We start from the raw sequence: 4,032 nt of genomic DNA, 5'->3' as shown, positions 1-4,032 counted from the left end.
CCGTCCAGCAGGGTGCATGTCACGGCGAACACGGTGCCGGTGTGGCCTGTGAGGGGTTTGCCCACGGCCCGGCCGGTGGTGAGGTCCCAGATCCGTACGGTGTTGTCCGCGCTGCCGGTGACGGCGACGGGTTGTCCGTTCAGCACGGTGCAAGCCACCGCGGACACCGAGCCCGTGTGGCCGGTGAGGGGTTTGCCGACGGGCTGGCCGGTGGCGAGGTCCCACACCCGCACGGTGTTGTCCCAGCTGCCGGTGACGGCGACGGGTCGTCCGTCCAGCAGGGTGCATGTCACGGCGAACACGGTGCCGGTGTGGCCTGTGAGGGGTTTGCCCACGGCCCGGCCGGTGGTGAGGTCCCAGATCCGCACGGTGCCGTCGTCGCTGCCGGTGACAGCGACGGGTTGTCCGTTCAGCACGGTGCAAGCCACCACGGACACCGAGCCCGTGAGGCCGGTGAAGGTGTTGCGAAGGGCGGGGTTGAAGGTGCTGCCCGTGGCCCACTGCGGTGTCCAGGTGCCGGGTGGGATGTGGTGGGTGAGGTCCTGGCGGATCTGGTCGGCGCCGGCGCGGGCTGCTTCGAGAGCGAGGACCTCGCGGCGTTGCCGGGGCGAGGCGTCCTGGTGGAGGTGGAGACTCGTGCGGTAGACGGCGGCGGCCAGGCGGGCGGTGTCTTCGTGGGCGTGGTTGAGGTGGGGGGTGAGGCCGCGGGGTTCGGCGTGGACGAGGTAGTCGCTGTCGGTGAGGACGTGGTCGAGCAGTCCGGCTTGGGTGGCGTGGTGGGCGAGGTGGGCGCGTGTGTAGGGGTGGGCGCGGGACCAGTCGCGGCTGCCGTCCGCGCGGTAGGGCACGCGGTCGGTGAGGACCCGCACGTAGGCGGCGTGTACGGCCTGCTCGTCGGTTTCCTCGCGCAGGTGCTCGGCCATTGCTTCGTGGTAGAGCCGGTAGGCGGAGCGGTCGTTCTCGGTGGCCTCGACGACGTAGGAACCGGCTTCGTGGCGCAGCCAGAGCAGGTCCTCGTCGGTGAGGGTCCGGCCGGAGATCTCGGTGGCGAGGGGCGCCCAGATGTCTTCCCACGGCAGGCCTTGGCCTTGGGCGTAGGCGAGGGGGAGCAGGAGGTCGGTGGCGCGCTGGGCGTGGGGGCCGAGGCGTTGGTGGAGGTCTTCGCGCATGGCGTCGCCTGCGTGGCGGGGCAGGGAGGCGCGCCAGGCCGGGTCGGAGGGATCGGGGATGGTGGGGGTGGCGGCGAGGGTGCCGGCGGTGATGCGGGCGATGAGGAAGGAGCGACCTGCGGCGCGGGCGACGATGTCGGCGACCGGCCGCACCAGGTGTGGCGCGTCCCGGTAGGGGGAGGTGGTGCGGGCCTGGAGCAGGGTGCGGGACGTGTAGGTGACGAGGGCATCGTGGTCGGCAAACAACCGGCTGTCGAGGTCGATGACCTGCTGGGTGTCGTCAGGGTCGATGCCCAGGCGCGGCAGGAGGAAGGGACGGGTGCCCATCAGGAGGCGGATACGTCCTCGGGAGTGCTCGATCAGGGGGCGCAGGATGGAGGTGCAGAGAGTGAGGGGGGTGGTGGCTTCGTCAAGGGCGTCGATGAGGACGGTCAACGGCTTGGGGCGGTCATCGAGGGCCGTGAGGAGTTCGCCGACTGTGGCGGTAGGGGTGTGGATGCGGGCGGCGGCGCGGATCGCGTCGAGGACGTCGGTGTCGCTCAGGCCTTGGGCGTAGACGGCGACATCGAGGACGCCGGGCGTGATCAGGTTCGGTGAGATGTCGAGTGAGTCGAGGGGGACGGTGCGGCGGCGTTCGGGATGGCTGAGGGCGGCGATCAGGCCGAGGACGGCGGTCTTGCCGGACCCGGGGCCGGCGGTGACCACCCGGCAGCACTGGGCGTCCGGCCCAGGTTGGGAGTCGAGCCAATTGGCGAGGTGGCGCAGGGCGGTCTCGCGGCCGGAGAACCACCAGGCGGGGGCGGTGAGCTCGTTGCCCAGGCGCCCCTGGTAGCCCATGGCGCGCACCAGCAGGCGGGAGGTGAGTTCGGCGTCGCGCCTGCGGTCCTGCTCGTCGAAGCCGGCGGCCTGCTGCAGGGCGAGGTCGACCTCGTTCAACTGGATGTCGTGGCGGGGGTTGGGTAAGAACGCTGCGTCGTCCAGGCCGACCGTGGCGAGGCCGATCCGCTGGTCGCCGGGCAGGCCCGGGGAGCGGTTCATGTGTTGGACGACGGCGTTGACCGACAGCGTGCCGGGTCCGTGTCCGGCGACCGACAGAGCGGAGACGGCCTCTTCCAGCAGCTTGGGGAACAGGCCTGCGTGTGCCTGCTGGTGCGGCTGAGCGGAGGAGACGACCACCAGCCCCGCCCCGGCCTTCCTGCCCCACACCGGGCCAAGACGCTCCAGCGCGGCGGAGAACAGCTGGTTGCCGCCCTGACCGACGTAACAGGCGTCCAGCAGCAGCATCACGCGCCGGATCCGGGTACCGCGCAGCATGGCCCGCGTCAGCTCCGCGGTGGGCAGCGACGTGTAGGTCAGGCGCGTGGGGTCGGTGTCGGTCGTCAGCAGCACGTGTTCGTCGCTGTCGTCGAGGATCTCACCGTGGCAGGACAGGTAGAGCGTCAGCAGGTCGTCCTCGCGCCGCTCCGGCGACGTGCAGAACGCGTTCAGGGCGTCGGTGAGCTGCTGCTTGGTGGGGCTGAGCGGCAGCGGGTCATGGAGGCGGTAGCCGAGCGGTCCCGTGAATAGGTCGACGACCCGGTCCCGGGCCTCCACCAGACCGGGCCGGTTCCAGGACGGCTTCTTCGGATAGTCGGCGACCACCGCGGCGATCAAGTATCTGCGCGGCCCGTCCGCGGCGCCGCCACCGCTCACGCCAGTCCCTCGGCGATCGCCCGCCCACACAGAGCGTCGGTGAGGTAGGCGGTGGCGTCGTGCGCGTGAGTGCCATTCGACAGCACGGCCGAGCGCAACCGGTCGCCGAAGACAGGGCGGAGGTCCTTCACCAGAGCAACCACGTCCCCCGTACCGGCCAGATTCGTCCACGCCAGCTCGTCGCCACCCGGCCACGCCCCGCGCAGCGCCTTGCCCTCACGGGTGGGTGCCGGCTGGAGACGGTCGACGACCAGGTTGCGGATGCCCAAAGGCGAGCCGATCGTCACCAGCGCCCGCACCTGATGCCCGGGCAGTGCACACAGGGCCTCGTAGGCGACCACCGAGCCGAGCGAGTGCGCGACCACCACACGGGTGTCCGGGCCGATCCGGTCCATGACCCGGCCGCGCGCCTGCTCGCGCGTCTTCGGGTCGGTCAGGTAGGCGCGGACCTGCTTGAGGTCCGAGACCACCGCCCGCAGAGCCAGGTCCGCGAAGAACTTCGACCCGGACAGGGCACGCAGCGCCGCCTGCACGGACCGGGGGGCGGCGACCAGAGCATCGTCGGCGTCGGGCGACACCACCTCCGGGTCCGTCTCCGCGGCGCCCTTCCACCACGCTGCCAGAAGTTGTTGTTCGAAGCCGTCCTCGACGTCCGCCGCGCTGTAGGGAGGGTCACCGACGGACAGGAACTGCCCGGCGGGGCGGAACAAGTCCCCGTAGAAGCCGACCGCGACATCCGCCTCGGCCACCAGGCCTTCCGCTCCGGCACGCCGTAAGCCGTCACTGAGCGCCGGCCACCACACCGAACGCAGGCGGTCCTCCCCCTGCACCTGCTGACCCATCCCGTGCACGCAAACGACCCGCGCCATGACACCCACCCCACCCGACAAGAAGACCCCGGCTCCAACGGATCCACACTTACCAGTACCGATTCACCCCCGGCAGGTGAATCCCCAACATCAATGGCTGCCACACCGCTCCCTGGCGAACCGCTCCGACACGGGGGGCAGGTGCTGCTGCTGGGGGAGTACTGCTAGGTAACAACTGGAAGATCAACCCACCGAGTCCGTCGCCTTCCTCACTGAAGGCGACGGGACATTTTCATACGCATGCCGGCCGCGCGTCCATCGGCCTGTGCAAGGCCGGCGGCGCTGCAATCACGGGAAGCGAA

Annotated in this window: 2 protein-coding genes; both read right to left on the bottom strand. The window is 70.7% G+C overall.

What is annotated here, in order from left to right; genetic code table 11:
* Window positions 1-2,861, bottom strand: a 2,861-nt coding sequence (locus ACFVS6_RS28495) for a caspase family protein (protein ID WP_389708190.1), incomplete at its 3' end; no start/stop codon positions are given.
* Window positions 2,858-3,703, bottom strand: a complete 846-nt coding sequence (locus ACFVS6_RS28490; RefSeq protein ID WP_389708188.1) for a hypothetical protein — start codon at window positions 3,701-3,703, stop codon at window positions 2,858-2,860. The genes ACFVS6_RS28495 and ACFVS6_RS28490, both read right to left, overlap by 4 nt.
* Between the last annotated feature and the right edge of the window lie 329 nt (window positions 3,704-4,032).

The organism is Streptomyces sp. NPDC057939 (assembly GCF_042887545.1).
Taxonomy (GTDB): Bacteria; Actinomycetota; Actinomycetes; order Streptomycetales; family Streptomycetaceae; genus Streptomyces.
The sequence above is the reverse complement of the archived record's forward strand: the minus strand, read 5'-3'. Positions and strand labels throughout refer to the sequence as shown.

Coding starts and splice junctions, on each gene's coding strand:
- ACFVS6_RS28490 (WP_389708188.1), bottom strand. CDS start 3,703: ATGGGTCAGCAGGTGCAGGGGGAGGACCGCCTGCGTTCGGTGTGGTGG.